Genomic DNA, 16,050 nt, shown 5'->3' with positions numbered 1-16,050 from the left:
CGCCCATGACAAGACCGAATGATAGTTTGAGGTTACGGGCTAATCACCCTATCCGACGTGGGAACCGTCGGCCCGAACACACCAGACCCCGATACCCACCCCGGGTATCCCATTCTCAACGGAGGAACACAATGGCAAACCTGAATGTCACCTACGACCAGATGCAGTCCGCGGCGACTCGTCTGCGCAACGGTCAGAACGATCTGCAGACCAAGCTCAACGAGCTGCGCTCGCTGGTCCAGCAGCTGGTTCAGAACGGCTTTACGACGTCGCGCGCCTCGGGCGCCTTCGACACCGCCTACCAGGAGTTCACCCAGGGCGCGACCCGCACGATCCAGGGGATCGACGGCATGGCCGATTACCTGAACAAGGCCGCTCAGGCACTTCAGCAGACCGACGAACAGCTGGCGCAGTCCATCGGCAAGTAAGGTCATCGTCTCCTGGGGCGCGGGGCGAGCGCCCGCGCCCCAGGCTCGATGCAGAAAGGAAACGCCATGGTGAACCTGTCACTCGACACGACCGAGTTGCGCAACCGGTCGAAGTCCCTGCGCGCGACGGCATCGCTGTTGGACGATGCGAGGATCGACGCCTTGGACGTTGCCTCTGTTGTCGGCCACGACAAACTCGCGGGAAAGGTCAGGGAGTTCGGCAATAACTGGGACACCACCCGGGGGCGTTTCCGCGAGCACCTGGAGGCACTGGCGAAGACCTTCGACGCCATCGCCGAAACCTTCGAGGATCTGGACAGAGACCTCGAGAACGCGCTGAGGAGAAAGAAGTAATGAGTACTCTTCCGGGGAACCCCACCGCCCTGAAAACGAAGGTCGAGGGGCTGATCACCTCCGCGAACAGCATCCAGTCCGCGATCGATGGCCTCAGCAAGTTTGTGACGACCTCGAATTCGCTCGCTGTCGCAGCAACATACGGGCAGGTGAAGAACGCCAAGAAAAACTTGGAGGCAGCGCACGGTCGCTACCTGAATACGGGCCTGGCGCTGCGCGAGTACCAGACGGTGCTCGCCGACTGCCACAAGCGAGCCGACGCAGCGGCGGCCCGAGGAGAGACCGCCAAGCGACAGCACAGCGCCGCCCAGGAGTCCGTGAAAAAGACCAAGCGTCAGCTTGAGGCACTGAGAGATTCGCACGCCCCCTCTACCAACGTCACAAACGCGCAAAACGCCTATAAACAGGCGTGCGCCGACGAAAAGCGTGCTGCCGGTGCTATGACCGGGGCTGCGTCGGATATCAAAAAAGAACAAATGATCGTGGATGCTGTTGCAAACGCAACCATCTCCAAGATCGACACGGCGATATCCAGCACCAACGACAACCTGATCGACAAAATTAATCAGTTCATCGCAAATGTCGGCAAGGCACTCGCAGAGTTCAGCGAGTGGAAAAAATTTCTCAAGGAGTTTATAGACAAGATAGTTGAAGCTCTCAAAATAGTTGGCAAAGCGGCCAGCGTAGTTCTTGGTACGATTATCGTTCTGGGGGTCGTCTCCCTCGGAATCGTTGTTGTTTCCATACTAGGGGGCTCAGGGCTCAACGCCCTACAACACTCAGAGTTCGGCGCCTACCTCCATCTGTTTCTCACATTAGGAGCTGCTGCCCTGCTGGGATGCCGTCAAAAGTTACTCATGCAGGCACATAACGCCCAGCTCGACGAAGCCGAGCGCAAACATGGGCCGTCTGGCGTCGGTTACGGTGACAACGGGGAGACGACGGACACCATCAACACGCGCCCGGGCAAGGAGGGCCTCATCCGGGACAAGATGGACCTCGCAGGCAGGCCCCACCCACGCGGAGACTGGAAGGAGCCTCCCGGCTGGCACGAGGTGAGGCCGGCGGAGCTGCGGAAACTGGGTATCGATCCGACGATCCTCGAGGACAAGAGAACCGGCTTCCACGCGACGCTCTTCCGCGACGACAACGGGCGCTACGTCCTGTCCTACGACGGAACCTATTTCGGCGATCCGAAAGGCGACGTGACCAGCGATGTGTTGGGAGCAGCGGACACTTCGCCGCAAGTCCGTCAGGCAATTGTCGCCGCGACAAGCGTCAAACAGCGCCTAATGGCCAACGGCGTCACCGCGGGCAACTTCTCCCTGGCCGGCCATTCCTTGGGCGGGGAGCTTGCGTCGGCTGGTTCGATCGCGACGGGGTCGAGGGCGACGACCTTCAACGCTGCGGGATTGAGTTACACGAGCATGACGCTCGCTCGAGAGTCGGCAATACAAAACGGTTTCTTCACCTCCGACGTTGATGCGCGTGCCCGCGTCGAAAACTACCACTTCACCACCGATCCACTGACCTTACTGCAGAGGCGGAGCACCCTGCCGGAGGCATATGGGAAGCAGATCGAAGTCCAGGCATCCGTGGAGGATCTGAACAATTTCTACGACCCCAATCGGGGACATGGGCTTGACGCGATGAAGCGACAGTACGACGCGCAGAACTGGTTTTTGTACGACCATCCGCAGAAAAAGGAGCAGCGGTGGGATGCCCCTATCCTCCTACCGGAGCCCGAGCGTCCGCCGTGGGTTCCGGTCACCGTCCCAACCGACATCTGACCTCCATGCGAGAAAGCAGAATCAACGATGACAAGCGATAACAATACCCGCGATGAACCTCGCCTGATCTTCACGCTTCCGGGCACCTGGTACCCCGTGGCGATCACGGATGAGGGGGCCTCGGAGCAGGACGTCGAGCGCATGGTCCAGGGCATTGTCGGCCCGGCGGACGACGCGGCCGTGCTGCGTCGCCAGATGCACGATCAGGTGGTCGATGCGTGCGCCGAGGCCATGGAAGGCGGCGCCGTCGCGATGTACTTCGGCAAGGAGCTGGAAAAGGATGCGCCTTTCCCTGTGAACATCACGGTTTATCAGCCGCCGGGGCTGCGCATGAGCCCCGCGATTGGCACCGAGAGCGAGGAGGTGTTTAGCATCCTCCGAATGGGCTTCGAGGACGCGGACGACGAGTTCGTGGAAGTTGAGGGCGCGAACTTCCGGGCGCTGCGCCGCGTGCTCATCGAGAAGGATGATTCATTCCACGTCGAGGCCCCCGAGGACGAGACGCCGGAGGAGGCGGCCTTGCGCGCCGAGGCGGAGAAGCTTCAATTCGAACGGATGCGCGTCGATTATTGGGCGCACGTGCCTGACACGAAGCAGATCGTGATCGTCTCTTTCGTGACGCAGATGGCCATGATCAAGCACCTCATGCTCGAACTCTTCGACCTGTTCATCGCGGCGTCTCGTTTCGTCACGGATTCGACCGACCAGGACGACGCAGGGACCGTAACCGACGCCGAGAACGCGGCTGTTGAGGAATCCTCCAGTTGAGAGCCACGAGGCCGGGGACCGCTGTGACGCTAGTCGTCGGCGGGCGCGGACAATAACGACGCCCAGTCCCGCACGTTGTGAGGAAACAAAGGTCGGCTTTGCTGACTCCTCACCACTCTTTCGTACCATTGTCTGATTCATAGGAGAACACTTCATGGAACTTGCGATAGCTATCCTCATTCTCGTCGCGCTCGGTTTCCTCTATTACGGGTGGCTCCGGCTGCGACAGGAAGCCGAGGCGAAGGCCCGTCAGCTCATCTTCCGGAAACGCCACCGTGAGGGCGAAGGCGCCGTGGCGCGCTCACATCGCGTGACGCCACGGTCGGCGTCGCCGCAGGAACTCCTCGACGCCGCGTGGGCGGCGATCGACGTTCCGGAAGGCACAGAGTCGCTCAGCTGGTGGGCGGCCACCATTTTCAAGGTGCGAAGCGACGACCAGAGCACGATCTTCTTTACCTTGAGATGGAAGTTCGGCTCCCCCGACTGGATCGCGATGCTGTCTCTCGAAGACGACGGATCACTGTCGTGGAGCGTCCCCCAATCGAGACAACTCAACGGTCTGGTACCCGAAGCAAAAAGTCTGGCCAATTTGGAGCGACGAGTCATCAGGGCACTGCGGTTGCGCGATCCCTACTGCGTCGTGACGAGCGAAGAAAGTAAGACACAATGGAAGCGTCAATGAAACATAACATTCCGATTTTCGCCGGCGTCGGTTTGATTGCCATCGGCGCCATCTGGTTCTTCACCGCAGATGACGATGCGACGAAAATACTCCCCCTGATCCTCGTACTCGTGGGAGCCGGCCTGGCGTACCTGTACCCGTACTTCGGTCCCGCGTTGCTGCCCGACCCGCTCGCTGCCGTCGACCCCGAGCCGTGGAGGACCGTGCCGGCCACCAACGCTGCGGAGGCGCAGGCATACCGGGCGTGGGTTGAGCAGGCCTACGCCGCCACGCAACGCCCGCCGGGGATGCCGACCGCGCCCATGATGGCGCCGAACCCACCGATGGGTGGGGCGCAGGCTCGCATGTACGAGGCCGGGGCACCCCAGGCGTCCACGCCCCCTTCCGCGCCAGCTGGGATGCAACCGTCCGCCCCGCAGCAGGGCGCCTTCGAAGAGGCCAACCGCCCCGTCTCGATCGGCCCGCTTCCATCATCCACTGACGCCGCACCGGTGAACCAGCCGATCTCAATCGGCCCACTCGCCACCTCCGCGTCCGACGCTGCGTCCACCCCACAACAGGCAACGGAACCCCCGGCCCCGCAGCCTCCCTCACAGGAGTCGCAACCCCCGTCGCCAGCCGACGGGGCGACCGCGCCGGAGGATAACGACCCGGACATGACGCGAGCGACGCCCTCCTCCGCCAGCAGGTTCACGATTGCCGACGCCATCGACCCGGAAACCCCGTGGGACGTTCAGGCGGAGATCGCCCGCACGAGGCCGGACCTGTGGGCGACCCTGTCGAAGAACCCCTCCCTGTACCCGGATCTCAGGGCCTGGCTCGATCGCCATATCACCAACGAGTAGGTCTGTGGCCAACGCGCGAGGCCCGACGAGTGTGGGGGCCGCCCATTTGGGCGGCCCCCACACTCACGTTCGCGTCCTTACCCGCACTCCGTCGTGGGCGAGGGGCCCACATGCGCGAAGGTAGGCGACGTTTATCCGTTGATTTCACGAATCTTGGACTGATCGTTACCCACCGTCACGCAGAAGAGTTTCGCTGAGCTCCTCGCAAGCGTAATCTCAGCGTTTGACGGTTTTTTTCCCTTCTCTGACAAAAGGGCTTTGACTGCGTCGCGTTGATCGTCGGAGGACATCGCCATGTACTCCTTGCAGGTCGTGTCGCCGCCCTTGGTCGTCGTCGCCCCAGAGCAACCCGTCAGTGAAACCGCAACCATGACGGCGGCGACTGCGCCGACCGTCTTGCTCCATCGTGTCATGTCAGACTCCTGATGTCTATGTCGTGGATTGATAGAAAGACCCTTCGGCCCTCTCCAGTATGCACCCACCCACACCCCAGACTGTCACAAATATCACAAGTAATACATGGTAACCATGTATTACTTCATGTACTCCCAACAGCGCCCGCGGCCCCGGATGCTAGTCGCCCTCCTCCCCCACCTCGACGGCGCCCTCCTTCGCCTCCACGACAGCCAGCCCCGCATCGGTGAGGATCGTCGCCGCCCACTGCCTGCCCGCAGGACAGGCGCGCACAACCACTCGCCCAGCCCCGGCCTCGTCGAGAGCAGCGACGGCACGCTCGACGATGCGCGTGCGTAAACGCTCCTCGTATTCCGTACTCCCACCGCGGGTAGCATCACCGCGGTCGTCGAACAGCACAACCTCGACGCCTCGGCTCCGCGCGCGCCTCGCAGCCGCCACGACCTCGGTCCCCGTGAAGTAAGGCGCGCGGATCTCGTCGCGCAGCTCCGCCTCGAGCAGGCGCGCCTCCATGGCGATCTCAGGTGTCACTTCCTCGTCTCGGAGCGCCTCGAGGGTCCCGCGCACGCGAACGGACACGTCGGCGAGCTTGACTGCCATGGCCGAATTAATGCTCACCTGCAGTTCCCTCTCCAGGCGCGCCTGTTCCTCAGCTTTGAGGGATCGTTCGATCGCGGAGGTCGCAGTGCCCGACCACGACACGAGGGCGAACCAGAAGAAGAACGTGATGATGTGACCGATCGTGAAGGTAAAGACGAGGCCGGGCGGCCTACCTGAGAGTGCAACCCAGGCGCCGACTGCGACCACAAAGCCGACGCAACCAACGACGGCCTCGGCCGTGCGCTGACGCAGGAGGAGCAGCACAGCGAGGAACATCGACGCGCCCGCGCTCCACCCGGACCAGCCCGGCCATGCGGACGCTACCCGAATCGGGGTGAGCGCAAGCAGGTTGGACACACCGATCACAGCGGCACTCCCCCACGTCACGAGTTTCGGGGGCACGCGGTCGGGCCACGGTGCCACCAACAGGGTTCCTGCGACCGCCATGATCGCGAGGGAGAGGATGACGGGGCCCCTGTGTGAGTAGGCCCCGTGGCTGAATTCGATCGCCACCGTATAGCTATGAAACACAACGCCGGCGAGAACAAGCAGCCGCGCGCCGCGCGATTCTGCGACCGCGCGGACCTGCGAATCCCACGCGGTGCGCGACGGGTCTTTGTCGCGTGTGCCCGCGCGGGGCCGCCACGCGAACGCGGAGCGAATCGCCTCCCGCGGTTTGAAGCGTCGACTCTGGGGGTCGTGCCATTCCAGGGTCACGAGCGTGCCTCCGCCGGACTTCGAGGCCAGGGTTGCGTGGCCACCGACCGACTCCATCCGCTTCACGATGGAACCCCGGACGCCGTGTCGTCCCTCGGCGAGGCGCTCGAGGTCGAAGCCCTGTCCCGTGTCGGTGATCGTCACACGCATGGAGTCCGCCCCGGCTGAGACAACGACGTGGCAGCGCGCGGGCTGGCTCGGGTCGGAGGTGTCGGATCCTGCGTGGAGGCGAACGTTGTTGAGTGCCTCGTGGGTCGCGGCGACGACCTCGGCGCCCACCTGGGCGGGGATCTGCCAGCCTTTTGCGGGAAGGTGACATGCGACCTTCCAGTGCGCGTGCCGGGATCGCACGAGGGCCTCGAAGGCTCCCCGTATCTGCGCAGCGTCCATGAACCCGTTGGAGGGTGGGGCGGGGACGAGGGCGCACAGCGCAGAGTGGGCCGCCGCGCGCACCTCGATGTCATCGATACCTCGCTTGAAGGCGAGAATCAGGGCCGAGAGCACGTAGTCGTGGATGAGACCGTTGCTACGTGCCCGTGCGCGCCCCTGGGCGCGTTCTCCCGCGAGCGCGCGCTCCGCGTCGCGGGCGTTGGCGCGGGTTTGGTCGAGGCCGCGCACGATCATGAGGGCCCATTCAAGCATTCCCGCGTTGGCCATGGCGGTGAGCAGGAAGAAGAGGGGGCCGACCGATGTTTCGAGTAGTTTGTTGTCGGGGTTGGCGCTCATCATGACGAGGATCTGCAGCGGAGCGATGGCGCTGAGGTAGGCGGCCGTGTAGCGTCCGCGCAGGACGGCGATGCAGCTGATCGCAGCGAGTGGGTAGAGTGCCAGGATCGGGTTCGTGTCGGAGGCGATGGCGTGGAAATACACCGGGGGCACCGGGGATCCGAGGTTTATGGCTGGCAGGAACGCGCACGCGACGATGAGCGCAAGGTAAAACGCGAGGTAGAGGCGCGTGAGGATAAACCAGCCGGTATCGGTCCACATGTACGTATGCTTGCGTGTGGTCACCGCTTTGAGCATCGCGGCGAGAGCGCACGCTCCGGCGCAGAGCGGGAGGATCAGGTTCGGCGAGTAGACGACCCACTGCGCGAGCTCAGCGCGCGAAAGCCCCAACGGAACCAGTTGGGGTCCGCTGATGATGGTGATGAAGATGGCTGCGAGGACGCAGGTCAGGATGATGAGGCGCTGCATCTGCAGCGCGTAGGGGCCGAGCGTGCGCGGGTGCATCACTCGAAGTAACTAACGAGGCCGTCTTCAGCTGCGCGTCGGAAAAGGTCGACGCGGGAATCGGCGTGGCGTCCCGCTTCCCTGTATTTGTCGCGGATTCGAGCGATGTAGGTATTGACGGTGTTCTTTGAGACGCTCAGGGTGCGCGCGACGCAAGCAGAGCTCTCGCCGGAGGCATAGTGGGTGAGGATTCGCGCCTCGAGGTCAGACAGGTGGTCGGCGACGAAGTCTTCGTCGGCGTCGAGCGCGGCGGCCCAATCCGGGGTCGGAAAGGTGACGCCGTCGGCGGCGGCGAGGACGGCCTCGACGAGGTCGTCGGGTGGCGCTGACTTGCGGATGATGGACAGCGCTCCCCCGGCGATCGCTCGGCGCACCAGGTACGGGTCGTCGCCGGAGGTGTAGACGACGACGGGGACCCCGTATCCGTTGATGTAGGCGATGTTCGTGTCGGGGGCGGAGCCGTCGGCGAGGCGCAGGTCGAGGACGGCGACCTGCCCGCGCTTCCACCGCGCTTCGCGAGCGGTCGGAACCCAGCTGATTGAGGCGTCGACTCCTCGGTTCTCGAATGCGGCCTTGACGCCGAGGCCGACGACGCGGTGGTCGTCAATAACGACGATCTGCGCACTGTTTTTCATCTTCGTACCTCCCCGCGCTTCTGGGTCTCATTGACCGGGCTTAGACGTATTTTTTCTCAGTCTAATTGTCCAGGAACGCTTTTTCCAACACCGCTGGTCAGGTGGCTTTTCAAGTCGCGACAACAGCGCGGATCTTCTTGTGAGCAGCATGGTGGGTGGAGGACACATCGACACGCACTGTGCGCGCGAGAATAGTGATTGTTCGGGTTTTTGGAGGGGCGATGGCTGACTGTTGTCATACTCCGCGCTCAGGGACGAGGCAGGGGCAGCCTTCGCGCGCACAGCGCCGTCGGGTGTCCGTTTCGTGGCGACCCAAGGCCCGGGTTTCTTCAGCGGTTCCCCGCCCCTGCCCCGCGTGCGGTGCCGATGCCTCGCGAGCGAATCCGTGCGGGCACGCGCGAGGCGAGGACAGCGCCCGCGCTCACCAGCGCGATGGTGCCGCCGGCGCTGAGCCGTGCGGGGACCGCGATCGCAAGGCCGGCGATTCCTAGCGCCGCGCCGAGCAGCGGGCATCCGATGAGGAAGGCGCGCGAGCTTCGCACGAGGGGCGCGAGCGCGGCGGCGGGGGCGGCGATGAGGGCGATCGACAGAATCGTGCCGACGGCCGGGATCGCGACGGTGACGGCTGCGAGGATGAGGCCAAGGATGATGCGTTCGTCGCGCGAGGCGCCGCGCGCCGCCGCGGGGTCGGCGGGATCGAAGCAGTGGGCCAGGAGCTGGCGGTGCCCAGCGGCGACAACGACGACGGCGAGGATCAGGACTGCACCCGCCCACGCGACGTCGGCCGGGGAGACGGTCATGACGGATCCGGTCAGGAAGGAGCTGACCGCGAGGGGAAGGGGCTTGAACCAGGTCGCCAGGAAGTAGCCGGCGGCAAAGCCGGCGGTGAGGACGATGCCCGCGGCCCCCTGGCTGGAGATCCCGGGGATGGAGGCGAGGCGACGCATGAGTGCGACCAGTGGGATTGTTCCGAGGAAGGCGCCGACGTAGAGAGCGGCCGACATGCCCGAGTGTCCCAGGCCGAGGGCGGAGGCGACGACGACGCCGAGGACCGCGCCGGGGAAGGTGCCGTGGGTGACGGATTCGGCGAAGAAGATGCGCCGGTCCAGGTATGCGAACGCGCCGACGAGGCCGCCGAGCGCTCCGATGAGCGTGACGTGCAGGGCGGGGACGATGAGGAGGCTCAGGATCACGATGCCTCCCCCGCCGCAAGCGTCGCCGCCCGCGTTTCACGCGCTGTTTCACGCTCACGGCCCGCACTCTCCCCCGTTTCACGCGCCGTTTCACGCGCGGAGTTCAGATCTGGTCCCACGACAGCACCTGTTTCACGCGTTGTTTCACGCGGGTCCACGGTGCCCCGAGGGCCGCCCGAGGCCTCGTCGTGCCCCGCGCGCCGCTCGCGCAGGGCCCGCGCCGCGCACGCGAGCACGAAGCACGCGAGCACGCCGAGGGCGACGCACGCCTGCGGGGACAGGGGACGGGAGGTGCGCGCCAGGGCGGCCCCGAATCCGAGCCAGCCGCCCGCGAGCGCGCAGGTACCCGCCCACACCGCCATCGAGCGCGTGCCGGCGGCGAGGAGGCGCCCGCAGGCCCCGGGCACGACGAGGTAGCCGACGACGAGGAGCACGCCCACGGCCGTCGAGGCGGCGACGACGATCGCGCCGAGGGCCGCGTTGAAGGCGACGTCGATCCAGGTGAGGGGAATCCCCGACACGGCGGCGGATTCTCGGTCGAAGGCGACGGCGACCTGGGCGCGCCAGGTCGCCAGCAGGAGCAGGAAGGCCGCCACGAGAACCGCTCCGCTCGTCCACATTCGGGAGGGCGTGATGTCCAGGAGTCGGCCGAACATGAGGGATTCGAGCTGTCCGGACATGTCGCCGATGCGCAGCGAGATGACGATGCCGAGGGAGAAGAAGGCGGTGAGCAGGACCGCGGTCGTCGCCTCACTGGAGCGCGGGCGCCGCGACGCGGCCGTCAGGGCGGCCGCAATGAGGGCCGCGCACACGGCACCGCCGGGAATGATGGCACCCCGCCCGCCGACGGCCATGCCCACGACGATGCCGGGGAAGACGCCGTGCACCATGGTCTCGGCGCCGAACTCTGCTCGGCGCAGGTTAACGAGCGTCGAGGCCGGGCCCGCCGCGAGCGCGAGCAGGCCCAAGACGATGATCGGGCGCAGCAGATAGGGGGCGATCATGACAGGGACGCGATCGCTTCATCCGCGCTCGACCCGTAGGCGCGCGCGAGGATTTCGGGGGCCAGGGCCTCGTTCGTGGGCCCGAGGGCGACGAGGCGCGAGGCGAGCACGCACGCACGCGAGCACACGTCGCGCGCGAGGGAGAGGTCGTGTGTGGAGACGACGACGCCCACCCCGTCCTCGGTGAGAGAGGCGATGAGGCGCGTGATGATGTCGCGGCTGGGGGCGTCCAGGCCGTTGAAGGGTTCGTCCATCATGACCAGCTCGGGGCGGGCGACAAGTGCGCGCGCGACAAGGACGCGCTGGCGCTGGCCGCCGCTGAGCGTGCCGAAGCGACGGGTCGCCCGGTCGGCGAGGTTGACGCGCTCGAGGGCGGCGCTCACCCGGCGCCGCATGTCCGCGGTGATGCGCCTGCCCCAGCCGGCCTCGCCGATGAGCCCCATGGTGACGACCTCGGCGGCGCTGACGGGGAAGGTAAGGTCGAGGTCGGCGCTTTGGGGCACCAGGCCAATACGCGCGGCGTTCACCTCCACGCGCCCAGACAGGATCGAGCAGGTGCCGACGACGGCGCGCATGAGCGTGGTCTTTCCGCCGCCGTTGGGGCCGACGAGGGCGAGGGCCCCTCCCCCGACGACGTCGAGAGTCAGGCCGGACAGCGCCGGGGTGCCCCCATACCCCAGTGTCGCGTCCCGGAAGGACACGAGAGTCGCCATCAGCGGGCCGCCAGTCGCTCGGGCAGGGCCGGGACAGTGCCGCCCCAGGCCTGGGTCACCGCGCGCGTGTTGTGGATAATCGAACCGACGTAGGTCGCCCCCTCTGAGCCATCCGGGCCGAGCGAGTCGCCGTAGAGGGCATCGTCCCCGACGATGGGGGTGACGCCCGCGCCTCGCGCGATCGCCTCGATGGACTTGGAGTTGTTGGAGTTTTCGGCGAAGATGGCGACGGCTCCTGAGTCCTTCACGGCCTGCACGGCCGAGGCGATGTGGTCCGCGGTCGCGTCCTGCTGGTCGTTGAAGTCAGACAGGGCGGCGCCGATGAAGCGAATCCCGTAGTCGGCCGAGAAGTAGCCGAACGCGTCGTGGGAGGTGAACAGGACGCGCTGGGTCTCGGGGACGGTTTCGATCGCCTCCCCCGCCCAGGCGTCGAGGGCGTCCAGGTCCTCCAGGTACGAGGCCGTGGCCGCGTTAATCGAGGAGGCGGCGTCGGGCGCGGCGGCGGCCAGTCCGGCCCCCAGGTTGGCGACCTGGATGCGGGCCCGCTTGGGCGAGGTCCACACGTGCGGATCGAAGCGGAACTCGGGTGCCTCGCCCGCATTTTCGGGCGGGAAGGGCCAGGGGGAGACCTCGACGCGCTCGGTCCCGCGGTCGATCGCGTAGGGGGTCTGCGGGTCGGGCGCGCCGGGGTTGTCGACGTCCGATGCCGTCAGGACGCCGGAGGTGACGACCATGCGCCCGTGGAATCCGGAGGAGGCGACCGCGTCGTCGAGGAAGTGCTCGAGGTCGACGCCGGAGACGGCCATGACGTCGGCGTCGGCCAGGGCGGCGGTCTGGGAGGGGGTCATCTCATGCTCGTGGGCCGATGCGTTGGGGGCGAGGAGGCACGTCAGGCTCATTGTGAGCGCGGCGCCCTCGGGGGTGGCCCCGACGTGGGTCTGTGTGCCGGAGGCGTCGGTCTTGTCGAGGGAGAGGTCGCTGGAGGCCGCCGCGATCTGCGTGACGTAGTCGCAGATCTGCGTGGTCGTGGCGACGATCGTCAGGCCGTGGGCCGAGGAGGCGGGGGCGCACGCCGCCAGCGGCGCGAGGGCGAGGCCGAGGAGGGCGAGGCTCGCGCGGCGTGTTGGTGAGTGGATCATCTTCGCTCCTACAAACTTTTCGGGTACCCGAAAATTATAGGGTAATTCGAGAACGCTTCTCAACTCCATCGGAGTGCACATCTTCCCACCGCACCTCGCCAGATGTGCAGCCTCTATTTGCCCACGCGACGCCGCCCGCTACACTCGCTAGGTGATGGACACGACGAACACGAACCACAACACCCCTCGAGGCGCCCAGACGCAGACGCACGACGACATGGTCTCCCCCGAGGAACACGTCGACACCTCGGCGCCCGCCAGCGCTTCGGCGCCCGCCTACTGCGAGGCAACAACGCCCCCGTCACGAGACGCCCAGGACCCGCCACCCGCGGCCACGGAACCCGAGTCGGCCACCCCGGCCTCGTCCCCGAGTAAACCCCGCCAATGGGACACCCTCCTGAGCACCCCCGCGGCCGGATGGGCGGCCACCGCAATCGCTACACTGATCGCAGCCCTCATCCGACTGCCCGGCCTGGACAACGTCCGCACGCTCATCTTCGACGAGACCTACTACGTCAAGGACGCGTGGTCCCTCCTCACCCTCGGCTACGAAGGCACGTGGCCCCAAAACTACGACCCGTCCTTCGCAGCAGGACAACTCTCCGGACTATCCACAACAGCCTCGTACGCTGTCCACCCACCCACCGGCAAGTGGCTCATCGCCCTCGGCATGCAGATATTCGGACAAGCAAACCCAGTCGGCTGGCGCATCACGACCGCCATCTGCGGCATCATCACCGTCCTCCTCCTATGCAGGCTCGCCCACAACCTCTTCCAATCCCCAGCCCTCACACTCATCGCCGGACTATTCCTCGCCACAGACGGCATGGCGATCGTCATGAGCCGCACGTCCATCCTCGACGGCTTCCTCACCATGTTCTCCCTGGCCGCCTTCCTCTGCTTCGTCAAAGACCAACAGATGTCACAGCCCACCCTGGAACGCAAGCTCCGCTCCTGGGAACGCATCGGCGCACCACGGGCAGGCTGGCGCGCCTTCGGCAGATACCTGACCCTACGCGACTGGCGAGGCATCGCCATTGGCCCAAACGCAGGTAACCGCCCCTGGCTGCTGGCCGCCGGCATCCTCTCCGGCCTCGCATGCTCAGTCAAGTGGTCCGGCATCTACGTCCTGGCATGCCTCGGACTATTCGTCGCCCTCCGCGAAATCACCTGCCGCTGGCGCGCCGGACACCCCTCACCCATCATCGGCGCCCTCCTCGCAGACGTGTGGTGGGCATTCATCCTCATGGTACCCACCGCGATCCTGACCTACATCGCCTCCTGGTTCAGCTGGTTCACGCACCCACAGGCATACGGTCACGGACGCTCAGGCATATCCGGATTCGGCGGAGCCCTGGTCGACCTATGGATCTATCACAAGGGCATGTGGACCTTCCACAACGGACTCGAAACCCCCCACCGGTACCAATCCAACCCCCTCACATGGCTCATCCAAGTCCGCCCCACCTCCTTCTACTGGAAGAACGACGACTCGATCACCGGCTGCCCCTCCGGCAACTGCGCCACCGACGTCGTCGCCCTAGGAAACCCGATTCTCTGGTGGCTGGGCATAGGCGCCCTCCTAATCGTCATCTGCGGCACGCTCTACGTACGAAACTGGCGTGCGGGAGTCATCCTCACCGGATACCTCGCCCTATACGTCCCATGGCTCGCATACGCGCACCGCACGATCTTCACCTTCTACACGGTAGCTTTCGCACCGTTCGTCGCCCTGGCGGTCGCATGGATGGTAAGCCTCCTCGCCGGAATCGTAACTCCCGACGGCACCCCGCCGGACACACCCGCTGCACTCGCCGCGCCCGTTCCACGAACGACAGTGATCATGGGACGAGTCATGGCCGCCGCGCTGATCATCGCCATCCTGGGATGCGCGATCTCATTCATGCCACTGTGGCGCGCGGACGTCATCGACTACACCTATTGGCGCGCCCACATGTGGCTGTCATCCTGGATCTAGCCAAACCCGCGCCCACACGCGACCACCAACCGTGGATGTAACCCCACGAACCGACGAGGCACGAGGACGCCAAACAGGTGGCCCGGCAGTTACTGCCGGGCCACCCGCCTATCATCGAAGGTCTCTCAAGGTTCGCACATGCCGCGCGCAAGCCGCACCTCCCTCGAACTACCCCTCTCAGGCCAGAGAGGCGAGAAGCTCGCGGAGCTGGGCATTGAGTTCGTCGGACGGCACGAAAGCTCCATCGGCGAAGTCGGAACCGAGGTTAATACCAATCTCCTGATCGCGGACGTCAGCGCCGAAGGTGGAGAGGACCTCACGCAGGTGGGCGCGCGGAGTAACGCCGCCGTAGTAGGAGTAACCAACCAGGGCCGTAGCCTTGTCCTTCAAGGTAGCCGGGGGCAGGTAGTCAATCGCGTTCTTCAGCACAGCAGGCACCGAGTGGTTGTACTCGGGGGTCACGAAGACAACGGCGTCGACAGCCTCGATGCTGGTGCGAAGGCGCACGGCCTCGGGCAGGGTCGGGGCCTGCATCGACGGCGGCACCTGTTCCGCAAAGAGGGGAAGATTATAGTCACGGAGATCAATGAAGACAAGGTTGACGCCCTCAACCTGGAGCGACTGCTCCTCGATCCAACGGACAACCTGTTCGCCGGCACGACCAGGGCGGATTGAACCGAGTACAACGGCAAAGGAGGCCATGACATTTCCTTTCACAGGTTTATTGAAACATCAAGTACTGTACAGCCTGCATCATTGCAGGACAACCCCAGCCGCTATCAAATAGGACACAGGTCCCACAAATTGTTGAAAGGGCTCGCTGCCGTCCCCGATTCTTGCCCAACGAGGGGTTGTCTATGCGCGCACGTTGAGGGTTATAGGACATTTCGTGTTGCTGAGGTAGGCCACAGGTGTTGTGGCAGCGCCTGGCCGCGACGACGGCGGGCGGCGGCAGGCCTGGCCGCGACGACGAGGGCGATGGCAGGCCTGGCCGCGACGACGAGGGCGGCGGCAGGCCTGGCCACCACGACGGGGGCGATGGCAGGCCCGGCCCAGACAAATTTCGCACGTAATTTAAGACGGTAATTTTTCGAGACCGCGAGAAAACGTTGCAATTCCAACGATGTAAATTCAATGTTTGAAGGAGCTTCAGGGGAATTACGTGCGAGATTACTGAGTAGAGGCGCGAGAGGACGAAACGTGTTGGCCCCGCCAGTTCCTAGCCACCCAGCGCCGAAGAGACGCACGACCCCTGCGTCTACCCCATACCAAGCGCAGGAGGCGCGCCTCGGGCCTGAAGGCCGAGCGCCCGGGACAGCTCGACGGCACGCTCGCGCGTGAGCCTCTGAGATGCGCACGTGAACCCTCAGACAGGCGCGCCAACCCTCACACGCGTGGGTGGGCTGGGCTGCCCAGGCTCACAAGAGCACGCCGACATGCAATTGAGCGGGCCCACATGCGGGCGGGTGCGCTCGCTCGGAGCAGTTTCGCATGCAAGTAGATCGAGGCTTATAGGCCAAAACGTGTTGGTTTCGGTTTAGTAGGTTTCGTGCCAGGTTC

The 16,050-nt window shown here is 65.2% G+C and carries 15 protein-coding genes; 7 read left to right on the top strand and 8 right to left on the bottom strand.

Going from position 1 to position 16,050, the window contains the following annotated elements; all coding sequences use genetic code 11:
• The first annotated feature begins 131 nt into the window (after positions 1–131).
• From RYL44_RS01975 to RYL44_RS01950, 6 genes are all read left to right on the top strand, one after another.
• On the top strand, positions 132–428 hold the full coding sequence (locus RYL44_RS01975; RefSeq protein WP_009055458.1) for a WXG100 family type VII secretion target: 297 nt from the start codon (positions 132–134) through the stop codon (positions 426–428).
• 66 nt (positions 429–494) lie between these two features.
• On the top strand, positions 495–782 hold the full coding sequence (locus tag RYL44_RS01970; RefSeq protein ID WP_051267742.1) for a hypothetical protein: 288 nt from the start codon (positions 495–497) through the stop codon (positions 780–782).
• Positions 782–2,572 (top strand): Tle-like phospholipase domain-containing protein, encoded by a 1,791-nt coding sequence (locus RYL44_RS01965; protein WP_314974909.1) that lies wholly within the window; start codon positions 782–784, stop codon positions 2,570–2,572. Before RYL44_RS01970 ends, RYL44_RS01965 begins: the two co-directional genes overlap by 1 nt.
• A 27-nt stretch (positions 2,573–2,599) precedes the next feature.
• Positions 2,600–3,340 carry a hypothetical protein gene (locus RYL44_RS01960; protein WP_073982858.1) on the top strand — a complete coding sequence of 247 codons (741 nt, stop codon included), beginning with the start codon at positions 2,600–2,602 and terminating at the stop codon, positions 3,338–3,340.
• Positions 3,341–3,494: 154 nt separating this feature from the next.
• The gene (locus RYL44_RS01955) at positions 3,495–4,022 is read left to right on the top strand and encodes a hypothetical protein (RefSeq protein WP_314974908.1); all 528 of its coding nucleotides are present in this window, start codon (positions 3,495–3,497) and stop codon (positions 4,020–4,022) included.
• Positions 4,019–4,867 carry a variant leucine-rich repeat-containing protein gene (locus tag RYL44_RS01950; protein WP_314974907.1) on the top strand — a complete coding sequence of 283 codons (849 nt, stop codon included), beginning with the start codon at positions 4,019–4,021 and terminating at the stop codon, positions 4,865–4,867. The genes RYL44_RS01955 and RYL44_RS01950 overlap by 4 nt, the downstream gene beginning before the upstream one ends.
• 131 nt (positions 4,868–4,998) lie before the next feature.
• Here the strand turns inward: RYL44_RS01950 and RYL44_RS01945 are convergent, their stop codons facing one another.
• From RYL44_RS01945 to RYL44_RS01915, 7 genes are all read right to left on the bottom strand, one after another.
• On the bottom strand, positions 4,999–5,280 hold the full coding sequence (locus RYL44_RS01945) for a hypothetical protein (protein WP_314974906.1): 282 nt from the start codon (positions 5,278–5,280) through the stop codon (positions 4,999–5,001).
• Between the two features lie 160 nt (positions 5,281–5,440).
• Positions 5,441–7,828, bottom strand: coding sequence for a sensor histidine kinase (locus RYL44_RS01940; RefSeq protein WP_314974936.1), 2,388 nt, complete (start codon positions 7,826–7,828; stop codon positions 5,441–5,443).
• Positions 7,828–8,463 carry a response regulator transcription factor gene (locus RYL44_RS01935; protein ID WP_276738988.1) on the bottom strand — a complete coding sequence of 212 codons (636 nt, stop codon included), beginning with the start codon at positions 8,461–8,463 and terminating at the stop codon, positions 7,828–7,830. The genes RYL44_RS01940 and RYL44_RS01935 overlap by 1 nt, the downstream gene beginning before the upstream one ends.
• A 329-nt stretch (positions 8,464–8,792) precedes the next feature.
• Positions 8,793–9,656 (bottom strand): metal ABC transporter permease, encoded by an 864-nt coding sequence (locus RYL44_RS01930; protein ID WP_314974905.1) that lies wholly within the window; start codon positions 9,654–9,656, stop codon positions 8,793–8,795.
• Positions 9,653–10,660 (bottom strand): metal ABC transporter permease, encoded by a 1,008-nt coding sequence (locus tag RYL44_RS01925; RefSeq protein WP_314974904.1) that lies wholly within the window; start codon positions 10,658–10,660, stop codon positions 9,653–9,655. The genes RYL44_RS01930 and RYL44_RS01925 overlap by 4 nt, the downstream gene beginning before the upstream one ends.
• Complete coding sequence (locus RYL44_RS01920; RefSeq protein ID WP_314974903.1) at positions 10,657–11,373, bottom strand: metal ABC transporter ATP-binding protein; 717 nt, start codon at positions 11,371–11,373, stop codon at positions 10,657–10,659. Before RYL44_RS01920 ends, RYL44_RS01925 begins: the two co-directional genes overlap by 4 nt.
• Complete coding sequence (locus tag RYL44_RS01915) at positions 11,373–12,512, bottom strand: metal ABC transporter substrate-binding protein (protein WP_314974902.1); 1,140 nt, start codon at positions 12,510–12,512, stop codon at positions 11,373–11,375. The genes RYL44_RS01920 and RYL44_RS01915 overlap by 1 nt, the downstream gene beginning before the upstream one ends.
• Positions 12,513–12,666: 154 nt before the next feature.
• Between RYL44_RS01915 and RYL44_RS01910 the strand changes: the two genes are divergently transcribed.
• Positions 12,667–14,490 (top strand): dolichyl-phosphate-mannose--protein mannosyltransferase, encoded by a 1,824-nt coding sequence (locus RYL44_RS01910; RefSeq protein WP_314974935.1) that lies wholly within the window; start codon positions 12,667–12,669, stop codon positions 14,488–14,490.
• Between the two features lie 177 nt (positions 14,491–14,667).
• On the opposite strand, the gene RYL44_RS01905 is transcribed toward RYL44_RS01910, so the two are convergent.
• A complete protein-coding gene (locus tag RYL44_RS01905; RefSeq protein ID WP_314974901.1) occupies positions 14,668–15,192 on the bottom strand; it encodes an NADPH-dependent FMN reductase in 525 nt (174 codons plus the stop codon).
• Positions 15,193–16,050: the final 858 nt, after the last annotated feature.

Origin of the sequence: Actinomyces bouchesdurhonensis (assembly GCF_963540955.1) — a bacterium.
Classification (GTDB): domain Bacteria; phylum Actinomycetota; class Actinomycetes; order Actinomycetales; family Actinomycetaceae; genus Pauljensenia; species Pauljensenia bouchesdurhonensis.
The sequence above is the reverse complement of the archived record's forward strand: the minus strand, read 5'-3'. Positions and strand labels throughout refer to the sequence as shown.